Origin of the sequence: Sphingopyxis sp. (genome assembly GCF_019459305.1) — a bacterium.
Taxonomy (GTDB): domain Bacteria; phylum Pseudomonadota; class Alphaproteobacteria; order Sphingomonadales; family Sphingomonadaceae; genus Sphingopyxis.
In genome coordinates, this window is record NZ_JAIBES010000082.1 from 1 (window position 1) to 21,952 (window position 21,952).

Annotated in this window: 21 protein-coding genes and 1 tRNA gene; 14 read left to right on the forward strand and 8 right to left on the reverse strand. The window is 64.4% G+C overall.

The features are described from left to right. Both K0M74_RS09255 and K0M74_RS09260 read left to right on the forward strand, forming a co-directional pair. A partial coding sequence (locus K0M74_RS09255; protein ID WP_293970942.1) for an insulinase family protein occupies window positions 1–1,364 on the forward strand: 1,364 nt, incomplete at its 5' end. A gap of 60 nt (window positions 1,365–1,424) precedes the next feature. Continuing rightward, on the forward strand, window positions 1,425–2,072 hold the full coding sequence (locus K0M74_RS09260) for a DsbA family protein (protein ID WP_293970945.1): 648 nt from the start codon (window positions 1,425–1,427) through the stop codon (window positions 2,070–2,072). 37 nt (window positions 2,073–2,109) lie between these two features. Here the strand turns inward: K0M74_RS09260 and K0M74_RS09265 are convergent, their stop codons facing one another. The 3 genes from K0M74_RS09265 to K0M74_RS09275 form a co-directional block, all read right to left on the reverse strand. Beyond that, window positions 2,110–2,529, reverse strand: a complete 420-nt coding sequence (locus K0M74_RS09265) for an addiction module antidote protein (RefSeq protein WP_293970948.1) — start codon at window positions 2,527–2,529, stop codon at window positions 2,110–2,112. Window positions 2,530–2,740: 211 nt separating this feature from the next. Further along, entirely contained in the window at window positions 2,741–3,223 is a 483-nt protein-coding gene (bfr, locus tag K0M74_RS09270) for a bacterioferritin (RefSeq protein WP_039576579.1), read from the reverse strand. 98 nt (window positions 3,224–3,321) lie between these two features. After that, window positions 3,322–3,495 (reverse strand): (2Fe-2S)-binding protein, encoded by a 174-nt coding sequence (locus tag K0M74_RS09275; protein WP_088442455.1) that lies wholly within the window; start codon window positions 3,493–3,495, stop codon window positions 3,322–3,324. Window positions 3,496–3,689: 194 nt separating this feature from the next. Between K0M74_RS09275 and purS the strand changes: the two genes are divergently transcribed. Both purS and purQ read left to right on the forward strand, forming a co-directional pair. Then, entirely contained in the window at window positions 3,690–3,920 is a 231-nt protein-coding gene (gene purS, locus K0M74_RS09280; protein WP_293970955.1) for a phosphoribosylformylglycinamidine synthase subunit PurS, read from the forward strand. 14 nt (window positions 3,921–3,934) lie between these two features. After that, complete coding sequence (gene purQ, locus K0M74_RS09285; protein WP_293970958.1) at window positions 3,935–4,600, forward strand: phosphoribosylformylglycinamidine synthase subunit PurQ; 666 nt, start codon at window positions 3,935–3,937, stop codon at window positions 4,598–4,600. Here purQ and K0M74_RS09290 read toward each other — a convergent pair. Then, window positions 4,562–4,957, reverse strand: a complete 396-nt coding sequence (locus K0M74_RS09290; RefSeq protein WP_293970961.1) for a hypothetical protein — start codon at window positions 4,955–4,957, stop codon at window positions 4,562–4,564. The genes purQ and K0M74_RS09290 overlap by 39 nt on opposite strands. Window positions 4,958–4,960: 3 nt before the next feature. Then, a complete protein-coding gene (locus K0M74_RS09295) occupies window positions 4,961–5,749 on the reverse strand; it encodes a queuosine precursor transporter (protein WP_293970964.1) in 789 nt (262 codons plus the stop codon). A 59-nt stretch (window positions 5,750–5,808) separates the two neighbouring features. Between K0M74_RS09295 and K0M74_RS09300 the strand changes: the two genes are divergently transcribed. Together K0M74_RS09300 and K0M74_RS09305 are read left to right on the forward strand one after the other, a co-directional pair. Next, window positions 5,809–5,885, forward strand: a tRNA-Arg gene (locus tag K0M74_RS09300). A 47-nt stretch (window positions 5,886–5,932) separates the two neighbouring features. Continuing rightward, on the forward strand, window positions 5,933–8,206 hold the full coding sequence (locus tag K0M74_RS09305) for an FdhF/YdeP family oxidoreductase (protein ID WP_293970967.1): 2,274 nt from the start codon (window positions 5,933–5,935) through the stop codon (window positions 8,204–8,206). On the opposite strand, the gene K0M74_RS09310 is transcribed toward K0M74_RS09305, so the two are convergent. Next, window positions 8,203–8,721, reverse strand: a complete 519-nt coding sequence (locus tag K0M74_RS09310) for a molybdenum cofactor guanylyltransferase (protein ID WP_293970970.1) — start codon at window positions 8,719–8,721, stop codon at window positions 8,203–8,205. The two genes, K0M74_RS09305 and K0M74_RS09310, sit on opposite strands and share 4 nt — an antisense overlap. Then, on the reverse strand, window positions 8,718–9,521 hold the full coding sequence (gene fdhD, locus K0M74_RS09315) for a formate dehydrogenase accessory sulfurtransferase FdhD (RefSeq protein WP_293970973.1): 804 nt from the start codon (window positions 9,519–9,521) through the stop codon (window positions 8,718–8,720). Before fdhD ends, K0M74_RS09310 begins: the two co-directional genes overlap by 4 nt. Before the next feature lie 82 nt (window positions 9,522–9,603). Here fdhD and K0M74_RS09320 point away from each other — a divergent pair, with 82 nt between their 5' ends. Continuing rightward, window positions 9,604–10,269, forward strand: coding sequence for an MOSC domain-containing protein (locus tag K0M74_RS09320; protein WP_293970976.1), 666 nt, complete (start codon window positions 9,604–9,606; stop codon window positions 10,267–10,269). A gap of 49 nt (window positions 10,270–10,318) precedes the next feature. Here the strand turns inward: K0M74_RS09320 and glpD are convergent, their stop codons facing one another. Then, window positions 10,319–11,827, reverse strand: coding sequence for a glycerol-3-phosphate dehydrogenase (gene glpD / locus K0M74_RS09325; protein ID WP_293970979.1), 1,509 nt, complete (start codon window positions 11,825–11,827; stop codon window positions 10,319–10,321). A 161-nt stretch (window positions 11,828–11,988) separates the two neighbouring features. Here glpD and K0M74_RS09330 point away from each other — a divergent pair, with 161 nt between their 5' ends. The 7 genes from K0M74_RS09330 (at window position 11,989) to K0M74_RS09360 (ending at window position 21,843) form a co-directional block, all read left to right on the forward strand. After that, a complete protein-coding gene (locus K0M74_RS09330) occupies window positions 11,989–12,381 on the forward strand; it encodes a hypothetical protein (RefSeq protein WP_293970982.1) in 393 nt (130 codons plus the stop codon). Next, on the forward strand, window positions 12,300–13,586 hold the full coding sequence (locus tag K0M74_RS09335; RefSeq protein ID WP_293970985.1) for a M20/M25/M40 family metallo-hydrolase: 1,287 nt from the start codon (window positions 12,300–12,302) through the stop codon (window positions 13,584–13,586). The genes K0M74_RS09330 and K0M74_RS09335 overlap by 82 nt, the downstream gene beginning before the upstream one ends. A gap of 56 nt (window positions 13,587–13,642) precedes the next feature. Further along, on the forward strand, window positions 13,643–15,046 hold the full coding sequence (gene zwf / locus K0M74_RS09340) for a glucose-6-phosphate dehydrogenase (protein WP_293971017.1): 1,404 nt from the start codon (window positions 13,643–13,645) through the stop codon (window positions 15,044–15,046). Between the two features lie 204 nt (window positions 15,047–15,250). Further along, the gene (gene edd, locus K0M74_RS09345; protein WP_293970988.1) at window positions 15,251–17,092 is read left to right on the forward strand and encodes a phosphogluconate dehydratase; all 1,842 of its coding nucleotides are present in this window, start codon (window positions 15,251–15,253) and stop codon (window positions 17,090–17,092) included. Beyond that, on the forward strand, window positions 17,089–17,709 hold the full coding sequence (gene eda / locus K0M74_RS09350) for a bifunctional 4-hydroxy-2-oxoglutarate aldolase/2-dehydro-3-deoxy-phosphogluconate aldolase (RefSeq protein WP_293970991.1): 621 nt from the start codon (window positions 17,089–17,091) through the stop codon (window positions 17,707–17,709). Before edd ends, eda begins: the two co-directional genes overlap by 4 nt. Window positions 17,710–17,798: 89 nt before the next feature. Next, window positions 17,799–19,385 carry an HAD-IB family hydrolase gene (locus K0M74_RS09355; protein WP_293970994.1) on the forward strand — a complete coding sequence of 529 codons (1,587 nt, stop codon included), beginning with the start codon at window positions 17,799–17,801 and terminating at the stop codon, window positions 19,383–19,385. 112 nt (window positions 19,386–19,497) lie between these two features. Next, complete coding sequence (locus K0M74_RS09360) at window positions 19,498–21,843, forward strand: glycerol-3-phosphate 1-O-acyltransferase (protein WP_293970997.1); 2,346 nt, start codon at window positions 19,498–19,500, stop codon at window positions 21,841–21,843. The last annotated feature ends 109 nt before the right edge of the window (window positions 21,844–21,952 follow it).

Below are 21,952 nucleotides of genomic sequence, written 5' to 3' on the forward strand. Positions count from 1 at the left end.
CGACCCCGGTTGCGGGGGCGGCGCCGACCGAAGCCGCAAATGCCGCCTTCGCCTATGACAATTTCGGTACCCCGGGCAAAATCGTCAGCGACGGCCGGGTCGAGGATCTGGGTATTCGGCGGGTTCGCTTCGCCAATAATGTGATGCTCAACATCAAGAAGACCGATTTTCAGAAAGACCGCGTCATGCTGTCGCTGCGCGTCGACGGCGGCAACTTGCTCGCGACGCGCGACGATCCGACTCGGGTGTCGCTGGCGGGTTCGCTCATGCTGGGCGGGCTCGAAGCGCACAGCCTCGATGAACTGCGTTCGATCCTCGCGGGCAAAACGGTCAGCCCAAGTTTCGGCAACGCCACCGATGCATTCGGGGGCAGCGCGCTGACTTCGCCCGAAGATTTCGGGCTACAGGCAAAGTTGATGGCGGCGTATCTGACCCGCCCCGGCTATCGCCCCGACGGGCTTGCGCTGATCCGCCGCGTGCTACCACAGCAATATGCCGCGAATGATGCGACCCCGGCGGCGGTGATCGCCCGCGATGTGGGGGGCATATTGGCCAACGACGACCCACGGTCGCAAACCCCGCCGCTCGAAAAACTGATGGCGCTCGACTGGGCGCAACTGAAGCCGGTGGTTGCCGACAGCTTTGCCAACGGCGCGATCGAGATCGGTGTCGTCGGCGACATCGACGAGCAGGCGGCGATCGATGCCATCGCCGCGTCCTTTGGCGCGCTGCCTGTGCGCCGCGCTGCCTTCGACCCGCGCACCGAGGCACGGGTGCGCGAATTTGCGGCCGACCGCAGTGAGCGGACGCTGGTCCACAAGGGACCGGCCGAACAGGCAGAACTGCGCGTCTATTGGCCTGCGCGTGACGACAGCGACCTTGCCGAAGCGATGCGGCTCAACCTGCTCGCGCGGGTGATGCAGCTCAAGCTGACCGAGGAATTGCGCGAGCGGCTCGGCGAAAGCTATAGCCCTGGCGCCGCGGCCAGCCTGTCGGACGAGTTTCCGGGATACGGCCATCTCTTGGCCGCGAGCAACGTGGATTTCAAAGATCTCGCGACGACGCGCGCCGCGATCTTTGCCATCGCCAAAGAGCTTCGCGATGCGCCCGTCGATGCCGATCTGCTCGACCGCGCGCGCAAGCCGCTGGTTGAAGCGATGACCAAGTCGCGGCGTGAAAATGCCTATTGGCTGAACTATGTCGCTGAGGCGACGAGCCACAGCGAGCGCCTCGACCGCAGCCGCAGGGGGATCGGCGAAGTTGAGGCCGCGACGCCGACGGAGTTGCAAACGCTGGCGAAGCGCTATCTGGTCGACGGCAAGGCGCTGGTGATCCGAGCGGTGAGCGACAAGGCGGGGAAGTAGTGAGGGGCGTCCGCTGACGAGCCAGTTGCAACCGTTCTGCTTGGCTTAACAGAGCGGCGCATGCAGAGTGTTGCAATGTTCAGAAGAGAATTGCTTATCCTGTTCGGCCTTGTCTTGGTGGGCGCGGCGACCTCATATTTGCTACAGAGCACACGTCCGCTAGGTCGTTACGTGGGCGATAACGCTTCTGCAGTTCAGATCCTTACGGGCAAGAGATCTCCCGAGATTCTCACAGGCACTGCCGATCTGACGTTGGTAGTATTCACGGATTATCAGTGCCCAGCCTGCCGGAAAGCTGACCCAGCAATGCGGGCCGCCATAGCTAAGGATGGAAATATAAGGGTCGTTTACAAAGATTGGTCGATCTTTGGCAAACGTTCCGAACGAGCCGCTGAAGTCGCATTGGCAGCCCAGTACCAAGGCATTTACTCGCCCGTTCACCACTCTTTGATGAGGTCGCATAGTCTCGACGATTCCGCCCTGCGTCAGTCGATACAAGAGGCAGGAGGCAATTGGCGCCAGCTCGAGACTGATTTGGCTCAATACAGACCCGCAATAGCTAACCAACTGGCCAAGAACCATCGAGAGGCTTTCTCTCTTGGCCTCCAGGGCACCCCAGGATACCTGATCGGCCCCTTACTCATCCAAGGAGCGCTTACCGAAGGTGAGTTCCTTCGAGCCTTTGCCCAGGCACGCGCCAAACTATAGCAGATAACTGGGCTACGCTCCGCAAAGGTGCCGAAAGCTAAACCCGCCGTGGCGCCTGCGCTTGAATGAAATTCTCCAGCGCGGCGAAGATCATCTCGCGCGCATCGCTACCCAGCATATCCGCGGTCAGCACATCAAACTGGACCCGGTCGCTGTGCGCCGCGGCGCTAACCATGCCTGCCAGCAGCGCCTCGTCGAAACTGGCGCGTGGGCAGCAGGGCGGGGCGACCGCAAAGGGATCGGGCCAGCTGTGGCCGATCGCCTCGACCACCAACCGATAGCGCCGCGCCGCCAGGATGTTGCCCCAGCGTCGCTCCAGCTCGGGCATCGGGTCGCGGTCGTTGCGGCGGCAGACGATGCAATAGCGCAGCGCCAGCACAGCTTGCGCGGCTTCGACCGATAGGTCGCGGATCAATGGTTGCTCGGTCAGTTGCCGGATCAGGGTGCTGCTGTGCATGGCTCTATCGTCTCCCGGCCGTTGCAGTCTTCTGTGCCCGCTTTTGAAAAAGATGCCGGTCGCTGCATGGGGAAGCGACCGGCAGGAGGGGACTGCTTGATCTTGCTATTGAGACTTAATCGCAAATGCAAGCGGAAAAAGAGGCGCCCGAAAGCGCCTCTGAAAACCGTGGTTTTTTCGTCGCCCGCGTGCGCGGGGGCGACGATGACTCTCAATCGTCCCCAGCGGGTTTCGATTGCAGCTGGATATAATTCTCAATCCCCATCCGCTCGATCATCTCGAACTGCTTTTCCAGCTCGTCGACATGATGTTCTTCACTTTCGAGGATCGACCCAAACAGGTCGCGGCTGACATAATCGCGCACGCTCTCGCTATGCGCCATCGCGTCCTTGAGCAGCGGAATCGCCTCTTCCTCCAGCGCCAGATCGGCCTTGAGTATCTCTTCGACCGTCTCCCCGACGCGCAGGCGGCCGAGCATCTGGAAATTTGGCAGGCCGCCCAGGAACAGGATACGGTCCGCCAACTGGTCCGCGTGTTTCATTTCGTCGATCGATTCTTCGCGCTCGAACTTGGCGAGCCGCGCGACGCCCCAATTGTCGAGCATGCGATAGTGCAGCCAGTACTGGTTGATCGCGGTCAGCTCGTTCTTGAGCGCCTCGTTCAGAAAATCGATGACCTTTTCGTCGCCCTTCATGCTGTCGTCCTGTCATTTTGTCTTGGAATGGGATGGGCGCATTATACGCCGCCCGGCCCCATCAGGCCAAGGTCAAAATGGCGGAAAACCAAGAAAAATCAGGCGGTCGCGGCGACGTCGCTGATGATATTGCGAGCGAAAGGCAGGCACTGTCCGCACTTGGGTTTGCGACCCAATTGCGCATAGGCCGCCTTGGCGCAGCGCAACTGGCCGGTCCGCGCGACATCGCGCAGCTGGCTTTCCCTTATTGCGTTGCAGACACAGACGACCATGTGCGAATCCTTCTCAACAAGTATGATGTAGGGATAGTGCGAGCGATTCGCAACAGTTAAGATGCGACTAGTTCGCAAATCCGAACAGCGGCAATTTTCGCCGTTCCGGCCGCCTGCCACCTCTTGCCCCCAATGTGATTCGCGGGCATAGGCGCGCCCATCCTCCCGCACCCCGCTTACAAAGGTCCACGCCCATGAAAGTGAATGTCTATGTGACACTCAAGCCGGGGGTTCTCGACCCGCAGGGCAAGGCGATCCACCATGCGCTCGAAGGGCTTGGCTTCGGCGGCGTCGCCGATGTGCGCGCCGGACGCTTTATCGAACTCGACGTCGCCGACGGGACAAGTGATGCGGATCTCGAGGCGATGTGCGCCAAGCTGCTCGCGAACACGGTAATCGAAAACTACCGCATCGAACGCCCGTAACAGGAGCCATTGCCATGAAGACCGCCGTCATCGTCTTTCCCGGCTCCAATTGCGATCGCGACATGGCGGTCGCGCTCGAGCAGGTCACCGGCCGTGCCCCCGCGATGGTGTGGCACCGCGACACCGACCTGCCCGACGGCACAGATTTCATCGCGCTGCCCGGGGGTTTCTCTTATGGCGATTATCTGCGCTCGGGCGCGATGGCCGCACGCTCACCGATCCTGCGCGCGGTCGCCGATGCCGCGCGCCGCGGCGTCCCGGTGCTCGGCATTTGCAACGGTTTCCAGGTACTCACCGAGGCCCAGCTGCTTCCCGGCGCCTTGATGCGCAATGCCGGTCTCAACTTCGTGTGCCGCACCGTGCCGCTGAAGGTCGAGAACAGCCAGTCGTTGTTCACTGCCAGTTATAATGCGGGCGAGACGATCAACATCCCGGTCGCGCACCATGACGGCAATTATTTCGCCGACGCCGCGACGCTCGACCGGATCGAGGGCGAGGGGCGCGTCGCCTTCCGCTACGCCGACAGCGTCAACGGCTCGGCGCGCGCCATCGCGGGGGTGCTCAACGACGCCGGCAATGTGCTGGGCATGATGCCGCACCCCGAACGCGCGATCGACCGCGCGCATGGCGGCACCGACGGGCTACGCCTGTTCGAAGCGGCGCTCGGCGTCCTCGCCTGACATTTCGTCAGACGCACCGGCGGAGGACTTCGCTCTCGGTTGCAGCCAGCGCCCAATGAGCAACAGCACCGTCGGCCAGAACATCGTGTTCCAGATGTCGTGCCAATGCGCCGCGTCGGGCTGGATTGTCGCGTCACCCATTTCGCGCGTCATGTCGAGCCATTCGCCCCCGAAGGCCATGACCAGAACTGTCAGCCATGCGACCACCCAGCCACCACGCCACCGCCAGAACACGCGAATGAGCAGAAATAGCGCCAGCCCGAAATAGATGTGCAGCGCGTCTTTATCGAGTCCGCTCAACTCGACCAACGAAGCCTTTCGTTCGCCGAACAGCGAGGCGATTTCAATAAGTGTCATGGATCAAACCTTGGCAGCGAATGGCGTAAAATCGGTGCCTTCGTCGAACACATCGACACCTTCGCGGCGTTTCAACGCCGCCACTACGACATAGGTTGCCGGGGTCAGTGCCGCCTCCCACGCGACCTTCAGAGCCCAGTTCGTCGCCATCACCATCACCACCTGTTCGGTTTCCCAGATGCCGAGGAAGGCGATGGGGTAAAAGATCAAGCTGTCGATCCCTTGCCCGACGATCGTCGATCCGATCGTGCGCATCCACAGGAATCGCCCGCCGGTCGCGACCTTCATCCGCGCCAGGACATAGCTGTTCACGAACTCCCCCGCCCAGAAGGCAGCGATCGAGGCAAGCACGATCCGCCACGCGCTGCCGAACACGCTGTCATAGGTCGCCTGACACACCGCGCCGCTGCCGCTGGGCTCGTTGGATTTGAGCACCAAAGCCTCGGTCCCGCTGCACCACCAATCCTGCGCCGGCGGCATCGCCAGCACGACCCAGCTCATTACCGCCATGAAGATCAGCGCGCCGAACCCGGCCCAGATCACCCGCCGCGCGCGGGCATAGCCATAGACTTCGGTCAGCACGTCGCCGATCACATAGCTGATCGGGAAAAACAGGATCCCCGCGCCGAAGGTCAGCGTTCCGACCGTCGATAGCTTCGACGCGCCGATGATGTTCGACAGCAGCAGCACGGCGACGAAGGCGGCCATGACGAGGTCATAGTAGCGAAAATGCCGGACCGCCGACGCGCTGACAGGCTGCGGTTTTTCGATCGGGGCAGAAGATTTGGTCATCGGAACGCTGCTTAACGCGCTTTGCACCCCACGCAAACCACGCTATTCGCGCGAGCCAAGCGCCCGTAGCTCAGCTGGATAGAGCACCCGCCTTCTAAGCGGGTGGTCGCAGGTTCGAATCCTGCCGGGCGCGCCAACATCTAGCCGGTTGGCGTCCGGGCGCCACTGTGGTTTAATTCGCCGATGAGCGCCGACGCACCCCGATACCGAACGTACACCAGCCCCGCGGGCGGCTGGGGTGCTGCTGCTGCCACGGCGAAGGTATTGATGGAACAGAGCGTGGTGACCAAGGGATCGCGCGCGCTGCTGGCGATGAACCAGCCCGGCGGGTTCAAATGCCCGAGCTGCGCCTTCCCCGACGCGACCTGTACCAAGAAACTCGAATTTTGCGAAAATGGCGCGAAGGCGCTGGCGCATGAAGCGACAAAGTTTCGCGTCACGCGCGAATTTTTCGCCGAGCACAGCGTGTCCGAATTGATGGAGCAATCCGACTATTGGCTCGAAATGCAGGGGCGGCTGACCGAGCCACTGCGCTATGACGCCGCCACCGACCGTTATGTGCCGGTCAGCTGGGATGATGCCTTTGCGCTGATCGGCCGTCATCTGCGCGCGCTGGACAGCCCGCACCACGCCGAATTCTACACCTCGGGCCGCACCGCGAACGAGACGGCATTCCTCTATTCGATCTTCGTGCGCGAGTATGGCACGAACAATTTCCCCGATTGTTCGAACATGTGCCACGAGCCTACGAGTCGCGGCCTGCCGCCGTCGATCGGTATCGGCAAGGGAACTGTTGTCCTCGACGATTTCGAGCATGCCGAAGCGATTTTTCTGATCGGCCACAATGCCGGGACCAATGCGCCGCGGATGATGACCCCGCTGGTCGAGGTGCGCAAGCGCGGGGCGCCGATCGTCGCGGTCAACCCGATGCCCGAACGCGCGTTGGTCCGCTTCACCGAACCGCAGGACATCGTGCAGATGGCGACCTTCGGATCGACCGAGGTAAGCAGCGAGTTTGTCCATATCAAGATCGGCGGCGACTTGGCGCTGATCAAGGGCATGATGAAGGTCATGTTCGAACGCGACGCGGCGGGCGAGGCGGTGTTCGACCAAGACTTCATTGCCGAACACACCGAGGGCTTTGCCGCGCTTCGGACCGACATCACCGCACAGGACTGGCCCGCGATCGTCGCGGCATCGGGGCTGGACGAGGCGCAGATCCGCCGCTGCGCCGACATCTACATCCGTTCGAACGCGACAATCATCTGCTATGGCATGGGGATCACCCAGCATCAGCAGGGATCGCAGCTGGTGCAACAGATCGCCAATCTGCTGCTCCTCAAGGGCAATTTCGGCAAGCCGGGCGCTGGGATTTCGCCGATCCGCGGCCATTCGAATGTGCAGGGCGACCGCACTGTCGGTATCGATGAAAGGCCGAGCCAGGCCTATCTCGACAAAGTGCGCGAGGTGTTCGGCTTCGAACCGCCGCGCGACCACGGCCATCATACGGTCGAATCGATCGAGGCGATGCTGGACGGCAGCGCGAAGGTTTTCATCGGGCTCGGCGGCAATTTTGTCCGCGCGGTCCCCGATACCGATCGGTCCTATGATGCGATGCGCCAGCTTGACCTGACCGTCGGCATTGCGACCAAGCTCAACCGCGGCCACCTCGTCCACGGCAAGGACGCGCTGATTCTGCCCGTCATCGCGCGCTCCGAACGGATCGAAACCGCGGCAGGCGAGCAATTCGTCACCATCGAGGATTCGATGTCGAACGTCACCGCCTCGCGCGGCGTCCTCGACCCGCCAAGCGAGAATCTGCTGACCGAGACCGAAATCGTCTGCCGCATGGCGATGGCGACCTTGCCAAACAGCAAGGTCGATTGGGCCAGCTACATCGACGATTACAGCCTGATCCGCGACAAGATCGCCGCGGTCTATCCCGCGATCTACGAGGGATTTTCCGAACGGATCAAGGCGCCGCTCGGCTTCCACCTCGACATCCCGCCGCGCCGCCGCGCGTGGGCGACCCCGAACGGCAAGGCCAATTTCTTGGTCCTGCCCGGCCTCGCGGTCAACGCGCCGGTCGATGACCCGAGCATGCTGCGGCTCGCCACGGTGCGCTCGCACGACCAGTTCAACACCACGATCTACAGCTACAACGACCGCTATCGCGGCGTGTACAACGACCGCATGGTGCTGTTCATGAATGCCGACGACATCGCCGATCGCGGGCTGGCGGCGGGCGGCAAGGTCGCGCTTGAAACGATCACCGACGACGGCGTCGTCCGCCGCGTCGAGGGGCTCACGATCATCGACTATCCGATGTCGCGCGGCTCGGTTGCAGGCTATTATCCCGAGCTTAACCCTCTGCTGCCGCTCGGCCATTACGACAAGACCAGCGGCTGTCCGGCCGCGAAGGCGATACCCGTGCGCGTCGTGCCGATGGCGGCTTAGCCCGGATCGCCCGCCAGCCGCGCCAGATCGTCGGCACTGTTGATATTGGGCAGCGCAAAATCCACCGCGATGCCGCGCGCGCCGACCCGCCGGGCAAAGGCGCGCACGGCGTGATCGTCTTCGCCGGTCAGCATCGCCTGCAAATCATCCAGCGCTGTTACCGACCACAGCCCGACCACGGGCTGGGTGTCGACAAACGCCGATGCCGGTTCCAGCCGCGCGCGAAGATCGGTGGGCAGGCGCACACAATCGACGGGCGCGATCAGCACTTGCCCAAAGCCGTTCGTGGCGGCGTGCCGCAGCGCGCCCGCGATGGCGCCGAGCGGTCCCATGTCGGGGCGCGGCCAGTCGGCGATGCCACTCTCGCGGCCAACGATCACCACCGCGTCGCAATGCGGGTGCAGCGCCGCCCGCGCATGATCGAGCAGCGTCTGCCCGTCGAGCATCGCGACCGCTTTGTCCGACCCGAAGCGGCGGGACCGTCCGCCCGCAAGCACCGCGCCCAGCGTCTTCACGCGATCATCCCGCGCGCATCGTTGATGACCAGCGCAGAGTCGGCGCGTGCCAGTGCGACCAGCGTCAACCCCGCCTGCACCGCGCGCTCCGCCGCCAGGCTGGTCGGCGCCGAAATGGTGACGAGCATCGGGCATCCGGCGCGCACAGTCTTTTCGACCAGCTCATAACTGCACCGCGCCGACAGCAGGATGAACCCGGTCGCGGGGTCGGTCCCCGCGTGCGCCAGCGCTCCAATCAGCTTGTCGAGCGCATTGTGCCGCCCGACGTCCTCTCGCGCATACAGGATTTTGCCTGTCGGCGTGCAAAAGGCAGCGGCATGCACAGCGCCGGTGGCTTGGCCCAGCGGCTGGTGATCGCGCAGCGCCGCCAATGCCGCGGCAATCGCGGTGCGGTCTGTCGTTATCCGCGCGGTCAGTGGGGGGAGGGGGCGCAAGACCTGCTCGATATTCTCGATCCCGCACAGGCCGCAACTGCTCTCGCTCACCCGCTGGCGCGCGCGCTCCAGCGCCATCGCCTTGCGTTCGGCCGGTACCCAGAGGCGCAGCGCCCAGCCGCCCTCCACTGGATGCGCGTCGATGCGCTCGATCTGATCGGTCGCCTCGACCAGCCCTTCGCTCAGCGCGAACCCCAGCGCATAATCCTCCAGATCGGCAGGGGTCGCCATCATCACCGCATAACCGATTCCGCCAACCTCGATCGACACCGGCGCCTCGATTGGCAAGCTGCGGGCCAGCGCGGCGTCGCCAGGTTCGGCAAGGCCCAATCGTTGGACGGACAGGTCAATCATCGCGTCGTTCATGTCGGCACCCTAGCGCATCGCCGCCCGCTTGTCCCCGCCGGGACGATTGCCATTTCCCACCTGCGGCTTATCAATCACCGCCATGCAAACCGGAATTCTTGCCGTCCTTTGTGGACAGGTGCGCTCGTTCCGCGGCGATGACGAACCCAGCGCAATCGGCAAGCTGCCAGTGACGCATGCGGTCGCGGTCGGGCCGATGGGGCTGGCCGGCGACGAGCAGGCCGATCGCACCGTCCATGGCGGCATCGACAAGGCAGTCCATCATTATCCCGCAGATCACTATGACTGGTGGCGGGGGCAACTGGGGAACCCAGCTCTGCTCGATGCACCCGGCGCCTTCGGGGAGAATATCTCGACCACCGGTTTCGACGAAACCAACGTCTGCCTCGGCGACCGTTTCCGCCTCGGCACTGCGCTCGTCGAAGTCAGCCAGGCGCGCCAGCCGTGCTGGAAACTTGACCATCGTTTCCGAACGAAGGGGGTGATGGCGCAGGTGGTGAAGACGCGGCGGACCGGTTGGTACTATCGCGTCCTTGAAGCCGGGCAGGTACGCGCTGGCGACAGTCTCGAACTCGTCGAGCGTCCCTATCCCGACTGGCCGCTGGCATCGCTGTTCGGATTGCTGGTCGGCGGCGAAGCAAAGGATCGCCCCGCCGACCTCCGCGCGCTGCGCGATGTCCCGGTGCTCGCCGAAACGTGGAAGGTCAGGCGCGCGAAGCTTGCCGAACAATATGGCGCCGATCTTTAGAGATTGATGAGCTTAGGTTACACACGATTCTAACTGAAGGCATTCTGCTCTAAGAGCGTTCGGTCCTGCCGCTGAGCCACGCCGCGAGCTTCGCCACATTGTCCGCGCTGAAATGCAGCCCCAGTTTGCTGCGCCGCCACAATATGTCGTCGGTCGTCTGCGCCCATTCATGATCGACCAGCCACGCCGCCTCGGCCACGCTCAGCCCGTGCGCAATCTCGCCGCCCAGCGCGTCCCAGCCGTCGGCATCGCCCAGCCAGCGGCGCGCGTCGGTGCCATAGGCCTTGACGATACGATCGACCGTCGCGGCGGTGAGGAATGGATGCTCGAGCTTGATCTCGGCCTTGAGCGCCGCCGCCCCGTTGGTCGAAAAATCACCCCCCGGCAGCGCCGATTTGCCGGTCCAGCGCTTCCCCGCCAACGCGGGCACATGATCCACCAACTCATCTACAGCGGCCTCGGAGACATGGCGATAGCTGGTGATCTTGCCGCCATAGATCGTGAGCAGCGGCGCCCCCTCTTCCATGTCGAGGTCGATGCGGTATCCGCGCGTCGCTGCCTCGGGCCGCCCCGACCCGTCCTCGATCAGTGGCCGCACCCCCGAATAAGTCCACACGACATCGGCCGGGGTGATCGGTTCGCGGAAATACAGGCTGGCGCCTTCGCAAAGATAGGCGATTTCGTCCGCGCTTGCCCGCGCCGCGCTGGCGGGGCCGTCATGATCGACATCGGTGGTGCCGATCAGCGTGAAGGCGCGCTCATAAGGAATGGCGAAAAAGATGCGGCCGTCAGGGAGCTGGAAGAAATAGGCATACTCGTGCTGGAACAACCGCCGCACCACGATGTGCGACCCGCGCACCAGCCGCATCTTGTGTTCCGGTTCGGCATCGGCCCGCTTCAGTAGATCGAGCACCGCCGGACCCGCGGCATTGACGATAGCGCGCCCCGTGAAACGATAGCTATGCCCATTGGCGCAGCTTGCCTCGACCACCCACAGCCCGTCCTGGCAGCGCAGCATGTCGGCGCGGGTTCGTGTGCGCACCTTCGCGCCATGCTCGGCGGCATCGCGCGCGTTCAGCGCCACCAGCCGCGCGTCATCGACCCAGCCGTCCGAATATTCAAAGCCATGCGTATATTGCGGCTGCAACACTTCGCCCGCCGCATGGTGGCGCAAGTCGATCGACCGCGTCGCGGGCAGCTTCTTGCGCCCGCCGATATGGTCATAGAGGAACAGCCCCAGCCGCAGCAGCCAGCGCGGGCGCAGCCCCGGCCGGTGCGGCAACACGAAACGCAGCGGCCAGATGATATGCGGCGCGATGCCCCACAAAGTCTCGCGCTCCTTCAGCGCTTCGCGCACCAGGGCGAATTCAAAATGCTCGAGGTAACGCAGCCCGCCATGGATCAGCTTGGTCGATGCCGACGACGTCCCCTGCGCCAGATCGCCCGCTTCGAGCAGCAACACCCGCGCCCCGCGCCCCGCCGCATCGCGCGCCACCCCGGCGCCATTGACGCCGCCGCCGATTACAATGACGTCATAGGGCTGGGCGCTGTCGGGCATATCGACCTCCCTAAGGCAGGTGCGTCGGGGCGGTCAATGCAGGGGGTCATTCACGATGGTGGGCAGCAGCGCGGTCGGTTGCGAAGGTCGTCGCAGGTTTGGGCAAGGGGGAGGGGATCATGCAGCGTTAGTCGAAACGATAGGAAGTGCTTGCGGTTGGCATGGTGGCACTGGTCGCCGCAGTCGTCACCACGCCCGCTGCGGCGCAGCCGACGCTGCCCGACGCCGCGACGCTGGAAGAATATATCGCCTTCCTGTCGCTGCCCAATGATGCCGCCAACCCCGCCGACGCGCTCACCAATGCGCGCTTTGGCCAGGCGATGATGCAGCGGCGCGGCATCGCGTCCGAACTGCTCTACGATCCCGACAGAAAAGCGCCGCCCGCGGTCTTCGGCGAGGTGATGACCGCCGGCGCGACGAAAACGATCGTCTTTCATGCCCATTATGATGGCCAGCCCGTCGACCCCGAACGTTGGGCGCCGGGGCTGTCGCCCTTCCGCCCGGTCGCGATCTCGCGCCCGATCGAACAGGGCGGCACGGTGCTCGGCCCCTAGACGCCGGGCGCCGAGTTTCCACCCGGCTGGCGGCACGCAGCGCGGCCGACGACAAGGCGGGGGTGATGGTCGCGCTCAACCCCTTTCGCGACCCTGCCGGAACCGCCGCGCGGCTGGGCGTGAATGTGAAGTTCTTTTTCGAAGGCGAAGAGGAAAAAGGATCGCCCCATCTTCGCGCGATCCTGCGCGCGCATGGCGAAAAGCTGGCCAGCGAACTGTGGGTCATGGTCGACGGCCCGCGGCATACCGCGGGGTATAGGACGATGGTGCTCGAGGTGCGCGGCGTGGTCGATGTCGGCATCACCGTTTACGGCGCGAACCGGCCGCTGCACGCGGGCAATTACGGCAATTGGGCGCCCAACCCGGCGCTGCGCCTCGCGGCGCTCCTCGGCAGCCTGAAGGACGCCGAGGGCCGCATCCTGATCCCCGACTTCTATGACGATGCGGTCCTCGCGACCGCCGCCGAACTGGCCGAAATCACCAAGGCGCCGTCGATGGACGCGACACGGCAGAGTCTGGGCATTGCGCGGACGCAGGGCGGCGGCAAACTCCACGGCGAACTGGTCTTGTTGCCGGGGATCGAAATCACCGGGCTGAGCGCGGGCACGACCGATACAAAGGCGGCAAACGTCATCCCGACGGAGGCCGAGGTGCGGCTCGACATGCGGCTGGTCAAGGGCGACCGCATCGACCGCCAGCTGGCCCGGCTGGTGCGTTTTGTTGAAGGACAGGGTTATCGCGTCCTCGACCGCGCCCCGACCGAGGAGGAACGGCTGTCGCATCCGCTGGTCGCCAAAATCGTCTCCGGCTTTGGCTATGAAGCGCAGCGCACCGCGCTCGACGAGCCGATGGTGATGCGCGTCAAGCATCTGCTCGAAAGCGTCTCCCCCGACCGGCTGGTCGTCGTGCCGTCGACCGGGGGCAGTTTGCCGCTGTCGCTGTTTGCGAGTGAACTCGGCGCGCCGATGGTGACAATCCCCGTCGTCAACGCCGACAACAACCTGCATGGCGAGAATGAGAATGTCGACCCGGCGTTCCTGGCCGAAGGTATAACCAACATCCGCGCGATCATGGAGGATGATTTTTCGGATCGGTGGGTCGCGGACCCCCGCCTTCGTCTATTATGGTCAGCCTACGTATGCGCGTTGCAATCGCGCCGCGGCTCCGCCATTTTCCCTGATGGATATCCGAGGGGATTGGCGTGAGCGTGAAAGTCGAGACATTGGTGCTGTTCGGCGCGACGGGCGACCTCGCGCAGCGCATGCTCTTTCCCTCGCTCTACAATCTGCATCTCGACGGACTGCTCGCCGACGCGCTCACGATCATCGGATCGGGTCGCTCGAAGATGGACCGCGCCGCCTTTCACGCGCAGGTGCGTGCGGCGCTGACCGAACATCTGCCCGCCGACCGTATCGAAGATGCCGGTGTCGCGGCCTTTCTGGACCGCATTGACTATTGCGCGATCGATGCGGGGGCGGGGACGGGCTACGACGTATTGGCGACACTGCTCGGCGACCGGATGCAGTGCCCGATCGGTGTCTATCTATCGACTCCGCCGTCGATGTTCGGACCGATCGCGCAGGGGCTGAAAGCTGCGGGCATCGCCTGCGCCGAATGCCGGATCGCGATGGAAAAGCCGATCGGCCACGATCTTGCCTCGTCACGCGAAGTGAACGCGCAGGTCGGCGATGCCTATGCCGAGGACCATGTGTTCCGCATCGACCATTATCTTGGCAAGGAAACCGTCCAAAACCTGCTCGCGCTGCGCTTTGCCAATATGTTGTTCGAACCGCTGTGGAACGCGCAGGCAATCGACCATGTCCAGATCACCGTCGCCGAAACAGTCGGGCTGGAGGGCCGCGTGTCCTATTATGACGGGGTCGGCGCGCTGAAAGACATGGTGCAGAACCATATGCTCCAGCTGCTCGCGATCATCGCGATGGAGCCGCCGTCGAGCGTCTCGTCGACCGCGGTGCGCGACGAAAAGGTCAAGCTGCTCCGCTCCTTGCGCAAGCTGACCGCCGAAGATGTGAAGGCGCACAGCGTCAAGGGCCAGTACAGCAGCGGCGCGGTCAATGGCGGCGCGGTCGCGGGCTATGCTGACGAGCTCGGCCAGCCATCGAATACCGAAACCTTTGTCGCGATCAAAGCCTTCATCGACAATTGGCGCTGGAAGGGCGTGCCCTTTTACCTACGTACGGGCAAACGCATGCCCGAACGCAAGTCGGAGGTGCTGATCCAGTTCAAGCCCGTGCCGCACAATATCTTCGCGCGCGTCGGCGCGGGCAAGCTCGACGCCAATATGATGATTATCAACCTGCAGCCCGAGGAGAATATCCGGGTCAAGGTGATGGCCAAACAGCCCGGGCTCGACCGCAACGGCGTGAAGCTGAAAGAAGTGACGATGGACGTCTCGCTCTCGCACAGCTTCGCCGGCGAGCGTCGCCGCATCGCATACGAACGCCTGCTGCTCGATTTCATCGAGGGCGACCAGACGTTATTCGTGCGCCGCGATGAAGTGGAAGCGCAGTGGCAATGGATCGATTCGATCCGCGACGCCTGGGCCGCGGTCGACATGGCGCCGCAGACCTACACGGCGGGCAGCTGGGGTCCGTCGAGCGCGATCGCACTGATCGAACGCGATGGGGCAAGCTGGCATGATTGAGCAGACAAACCCCCTCTCCCCTTGCGGGAAAGGGTTGCGCAGACCTGGCATCTTGCTGCCCAGTCGAAGCTGGGTGAGGGGTTGCGGTCCGCAGGACCGCACGAGCCTCTGGCTCGCAACCCCTCATCCGACTCCGCCTAAGCGCTTCGCGCCAAGGCTTCGTATCCTTCTCCCGCAAGGGGAGAAGGGATTAGGTTTGATCGCATGACCATCCTGCACCCAACCATCGCCGCGGTCACCGATCGCATCGTCACCCGCAGCGCCCAGCGCCGCGCCGCCTATCTCGACCTCATAGAGCGCCAGCGCGAAGCCGGCACCAACCGCGGCAACCTCTCTTGCGGCAACCTCGCGCACGGCTTTGCCGCCGCGGGTGACGACAAACCCGCGATCCGCACCGGCGGCGCGATGAATATCGGCATCGTCACCAGCTACAACGACATGCTCTCGGCGCATCAGCCCTATGGCCGCTACCCCGAACAGATCAAACTCTTCGCCCGCGAAGTCGGTGCCACCGCGCAGGTCGCGGGCGGGGTTCCCGCGATGTGCGACGGCGTGACCCAGGGGCAGGCGGGCATGGACCTGTCGCTGTTCAGCCGCGACAATATCGCGCAGGGCACCGCGATCGCGCTCAGCCATGCGATGTTCGAGAGCGTCTTGCTGCTCGGCATCTGCGACAAGATCGTCCCCGGCCTGCTGATCGGCGCGTTGCGCTTCGGCCATCTGCCGCAAATCCTGATCCCCGCCGGGCCGATGCCCTCAGGCCTCGCCAACAAGGAAAAGCAGCGCGTCCGCCAGCTTTATGCCGAGGGCAAGGCGACGCGCGACGAACTGCTCGACGCCGAAGCGGCCTCCTATCATGGCGCGGGTACCTGCACCTTCTATGGCACCGCGAATTCGAACCAGATGATGATGGAACTGATGGGGCTGCACATCCCCGGCAGCGCGTTCACCAACCCCGGCACCAAGTTGCGCCAGGAACTGACCCGCGCCGCGACGCACCGGGTAGCCGAAATCGGCTGGGACGGCGACGATTACCGCCCGCTGGCGCGCTGCGTCGATGAAAAAGCAATCGTTAACGCCGCGATCGGCCTGCTCGCGACCGGCGGCTCGACCAACCACGCGATCCATCTCCCCGCCATCGCCCGCGCCGCGGGGATCATCATCGACTGGCAGGACTTCGACGAGCTGAGCCACGCCGTGCCGCTGCTCGCGCGCGTCTATCCGAACGGCGCGGGCGACGTGAATAATTTCCACGCCGCGGGCGGCATCGGCTATGTCGTGCGTGAATTGCTGGCGGCCGGACTGCTGCACGGCGATGTGCTCACCGTCGGCGGCACGATGGCCGATTATGCGAGCGAGCCGGTGCTCGTCGAGGACGCGCTCCAATGGCAGGCCGCCCCCCCGACAAGCCGCGACGACACAATGCTGCGCCCCGTTGCTGCGCCCTTCTCGCACGACGGCGGCATGCGCCTGCTCGCGGGCAATTTGGGCCGCGCGATCATCAAGACCAGCGCGGTCGCCGAAGATCGCTGGACGATTGAGGCGCCGTGCCGCATTTTCGACAATCAGGACGCGGTGCTCGCGGCGTTCAAGGCAGGCGAACTCGAACAGGACATCATCGTCGTCGTCCGCTTCCAGGGTCCGCGCGCCAACGGCATGCCCGAACTGCACAAGCTCACCCCTGCACTCGGCGTGCTGCAGGACCGCGGTTTCCGCGTCGCGCTGCTCACCGACGGCCGCATGTCGGGCGCCAGCGGCAAGGTGCCCGCAGCGATCCACCTGTCACCCGAAGCCTTACCTGGCGCCGATGGCGTCAGCGGTCCGCTGGCCCTCCTCAACGACGGCGACATGGTCCGCGTCTGTGCGAAGCAAGGCGAGGTGCTCGCGCTCGTCGATCCCGCGGTTTGGGCCGCGCGCTCGCCCGCCGTCGCCCCGCCGCCTGCGCTCGGCGTAGGCCGTGAGCTATTCGCCTTGTTCCGCCACCACGCCGACGAAGCCGAGAAGGGCGGGTCGGCCGTTCTTGCTGCCATGGAGTCCGTCATTTGAGCCAGTCCATCGACCAGATCATGCGCCTCGCCCCCGTCATCCCGGTAATCGTCATCGACCGGGTCGAGGATGCGGTGCCAATGGCCGAGGCGCTCGTTGCGGGCGGGCTGACCGTGCTCGAAGTCACGCTGCGCACCCCCGCGGCGCTCGACGCGATCACCGCGATGAAGTCGGTTAAGGGCGCGGTCGTCGGCGCAGGGACCGTGCTCGACCCCGCGATGCTGGCCGGCGCGATCCATGCGGGCGCCGAGTTCATCGTCTCGCCCGGCCTGACCGAAAATCTCGGCAATGCGGCGGTCGCGAGCGGCATTCCCTTTCTGCCCGGCACCGCCAACGCCGGCGACATCATGCGCGGCATGGACCTCGGCCTCGATCGCTTCAAGTTTTTCCCCGCGGCGACCAGTGGCGGCATCCCGGCGCTGAAGGCGCTCGCCGGTCCCTTCGGGCAGGCGCGTTTCTGCCCCACCGGCGGCATCAGCCTCGCAACCGCACCCGACTGGCTCGCGCTCGAAGCGGTGCTGTGCGTCGGCGGCAGCTGGGTCGTCCCGTCAGGGCCGCTCGACCCGACGCGGATCGAGACGCTGGCAAGGGAAGCGGCCGCACTTTCGCGCCATTGATTAACCCCATTTTACCTGTCATCGTGCAGGGATAAGGCGGCAAACAAGCCGTTGGTGGGGAGATGCGCGTGCCAAGGCCGCAGCCACATTTGGAAGAAGTCCTCGCGTCCGAACCCGGATCGCATATCGCCGCGCTGTTCGATTTCGACGGCACCATCATCTCGGGCTACTCCGCCACCGCAATGCTGCGCGAGAAATTCCAGCGCCGCGAAATGTCGATGGAAGAAATTGCCGAGACCGCCCAGGTAATCGCGCAGCACAGCCTCGGCACCATCGGCTTTTCAGGGCTGATGTCGGGCGCCGCCAAATTCATGAAGGGCGTCGACGAGCAAAGCTTCATCGAATTCGGCGAAGAGCTCTACAAAAAGCATATCGCGCGCAAGATTTATCCCGAAACCCGCGCGATCATCGAGGCGCATCAGGCGAAGGGCCACCGCGTCGCGATCGTCTCGTCGGCGACGATCTATCAGATCGAACCGACAGCGCGCGACCTAGGCATCACCGACATCAAATGCTCGGCCTATGAGATCGAGGATGGCGTTTTTACCGGCGACATCATTCGCCCGCTCTGCTTCGGTGAGGGCAAGGTGCTCGCCGCCGAGGAACTGGCCGCCGAATATGGCCTCGACCTCGACCAGAGCTTTTTCTACTCGGACAGCGACGACGATATTGAACTGCTCGAGCGCGTCGGCAAACCGCGCCCGCTCAACCCGAATTTAAAACTCAAAGCGATCGCCGAGGAAAATGGCTGGCCGGTCCAACGCTTTGGCAGCCGCGGCACCCCGAGCTGGGTCGATTACACCCGCACCATCTACGCCACCGGCTCGCTCGTCGGCGCCTTTGCCGCGGGCCTGCCGATCTGGGCGCTCACCCGCTCGCAGCGCGAGGCGGCGAATTTTTCGATCGGGCTGTTCGGCGATTTCGCGACCGCGATCACCGGGGTCGAATTGGAGGTCGAGGACGAGAAGCATCTCTGGTCCTCGCGCCCCTGCGTCTTCATCTTCAACCACCAGAGCAAGGCCGATGTGATGATCCTCGCCAAGCTCATCCGCCGCGACATGGGCGGGGTGGGCAAGAAAGAGATCAAGAATATTCCCATCCTCGGCAAGCTGATGGAATGGGGCGGCACCGTCTTCGTCGACCGCGCTGACGGCAAGAGCGCGATCAAGGCGATGGAGCCGCTTGTCGATGCGATCAAGGTCGAGGGCAAGTCGATCTGCATCTCGCCCGAAGGCACGCGTAGCCTGACCCCGAAGCTCGAGCCGTTCAAAAAGGGCGCCTTCCATCTGGCGATGCAGGCGGGGGTGCCGATCGTCCCGATCGTGATCCATAATGCGACCGATGTCGCGCCGAAGAACGAGTTCGTGATGCGCCCCGCAACGGTGCGTGTCACTGTTCTGCCGCCGGTCGATACGTCGAAGTGGACCCCGCGAACGATCAACAGCCATGTCCGCGACGTCCGCAACATGTTCCTGCGTACCCTCGGCCAGCCCGAGGAAAGCGTCGCGGAGTCGGTGGCGAAGGAACCCGCGCCGGAGGCTGCTTCTCCCGAGGTTAACGCCGAAAAGGTTACGCCCAGGAAGTCGGCTGCGAAGAAGCCCGCAGCGAAGAACAAGGTGCCTGCGACAAAGACGGTCACCAAGAAGGCCTCCCCGCGAAAGGGAAGGGCGGCCTAGCGCATGTCCGACATCGTCATTGCGAGCTTGGCGAAGCAATCCAGGGCGAGTTACCCCACGCTGGATTGCCGCGTCGCTACGCTCCTCGCAATGACGGAGGGATTGTAGCGACATGGCCGACGGCACGCCCCGCACCCCCATCATAACGGAGGACGCGGCCGACCGGCTCTATATCATCGACGCGCGCAACGGGGTCGAACGCCAGCTCTTGCTCGATTGGGTCCACGCCACCGCTGGCGACAACGATCCCCAATGGGCCAGCCTCGCGATCGAGGATGACGACCACGCCCTGCCGCTCGGATCCCTCCGCGCGCGGCTCGACGGGCAACCGTCGCGGCAGGTGGTGCCGCTGCGCGTCGCGTGGCGCATCCCGGGGTTCGAGCGCGACCGCGCACTCAAATTCCGCCACATATTGTTCGGCGACCCGCGCCATCCCGGCTCGCTGCGCGCTCGACTGATCCTGCTCCGCGACCGCCGCCGCGCGCAGATACTGGTCGGCGAGGCGGCGACGCTCGCCGCCTTGCGCGACCGGTTCGCGGCGCAAACCGGCGGCGGCGATGCGGCTGGCCCCGATGGTGCCGAGTTCGCCGGCTTCGTCGCGCGGCAGGCCGGGCTCGCGCTCGATGTCGCCGAACGCGGCATCCGCGGGACCCGCTACAAGGTGCCGCGCTTTGTCGCCGATGGCCTGCGCACCAGCCCTAAATTCCGTGCAGCGCTCGCCGAATTGTCCGAGGCAACCGGCCGCCCGGTCGCCGAACTGTTTCGCGAAGCCCGCCCGCTAATGAAAGAGGTCATTGCGCGGCCCAGCGCATTGTTCCTCGACCTCCGCGCCCGCCTCGACCGCATGATGTTCGGCGGCTACGCGCCCGAGATGGAGGTCGACGCCGCCGAACTCGCCCGGCTGCGTGCCATCCTGCGTGAACATCCGACCGCGATCCTCTTCACCCACAAAACCTATATTGACGGCGCCACCCCCAGCCGCCTTACCTATGAGAACGACATGCCGATGCTGCACAGCTTCGGCGGCGCCAATCTGGACTTCGCGGTGATGGGCGAATTTTTCCGCCGCTCGGGGATGATCTTCATCCGCCGCAGCTTTCAGGATCAGCCCGTCTATAAACTCGTGCTGCGCCATTATATCGCCTGGCTGCTCGCCAAGCGCTTCCCGCTGAGCTGGGCGTTCGAGGGCACCCGATCGCGCCTCGGCAAGCTGATGCCGCCCAAATATGGCCTGATGAAATATGTCCTCGACGCCGCCCACGCGACGGGCACGCGCGGTGTCCATTTCGTCCCCTTCGTTACCAGTTTCGACCTGATCCGCGACGTCGAGGAATATGCCGCCGAACAGACCGGGCGCAGCAAGAAGCCCGAAAGTCTGGCGTGGTTCATCGGCTATATGAAGAGCCTGAAAGAACCCTCGGGGCGCATTCGGCTCGACATCGGCAACCCGGTGGTGATCGACACCGCGCCGGGCGCCGACGACAAACGCGCGCTTGAAAAGATCGCCTTTGCCGTCGCGGTCGAGGCGAACCGCGTCACCCCGCTCACCGTCACCTCGGTAATGTGCCTGATCCTGCTCGGCATGGCGCCGCGCGGCGCGACCTCGGCCGAACTGCTCGGGGCGATCGGCGCGGTGACCGATTGGGCGCGGGCGCGCGGCATCCGGATCAGCAGCGAACTGGGTAGCGGTGACGACGCGGCGCTTTCGGCCACCGTCGACACGCTCGTCACCAGCGGACTGCTCACCCGTTACGAAGCGGGCAGCGAAAATATCTATTCGATCGACCCCACCAAACATCCGATGGCGAGCTATTATCGCAACATCATCGCGCATCATTTCCTCGACCGCGCGATGATCGAACTGGCGCTGTTCGAACTACGCGACGCCGACAGCGGCGATGCGACCGCGGCGTTCTGGGACAAGATCGATCGCCTCCGCGACCTGTTCAAATTCGAATTCTTCTATCCGCCGCGCGACGAGCATATGGCCGCATTGCGCGCCGAGCTCGACCGCATCGATCCGGTGTGGGACCGCCGCCTCGCCAGCGGCGACCGCGGCATCGCGCAGCTGCTGCGCCGCTGCCAGCCCGTCGTCGGCCACGCGATCCTGCTGCCCTTTGCCGAGGCCTATTCGGTCGTCGCCGACTTGCTCGCGCGCGGAAAGCCGGGTGACGCGGTCGATGAAAAGGCCTTGTACGACGCCGCGCTGACCGAGGGCAAACAGGCCTATCTGCTCCGCCGGATCAGCAGCGAGGCCGCGATCGGCAAATTGCTGTTCGCCAACGGCCTGTCGCTGATGCGCCACATGGGATTGGCCGAGGAAGCGACTCCGGACCTCCTTACCGCGCGCCGCGCGCTGCTGGCGGAACTGCGCGGGCTGGCGAACGTGATGGAAACGATGCGGCTGTCGACTGTCGCGCTGGCGGATCGGTTGCCGGGGGTGGGAGAGCAGCAATGACTTGCTCTCTTCCGTCATTGCGAGGAGCCGAAGGCGACGCGGCAACCCAGAGTCGCGTAAACCGGCCTGGATTGCTTCCCTTCGCTCGCAATGACGATGTCTGTAAAGG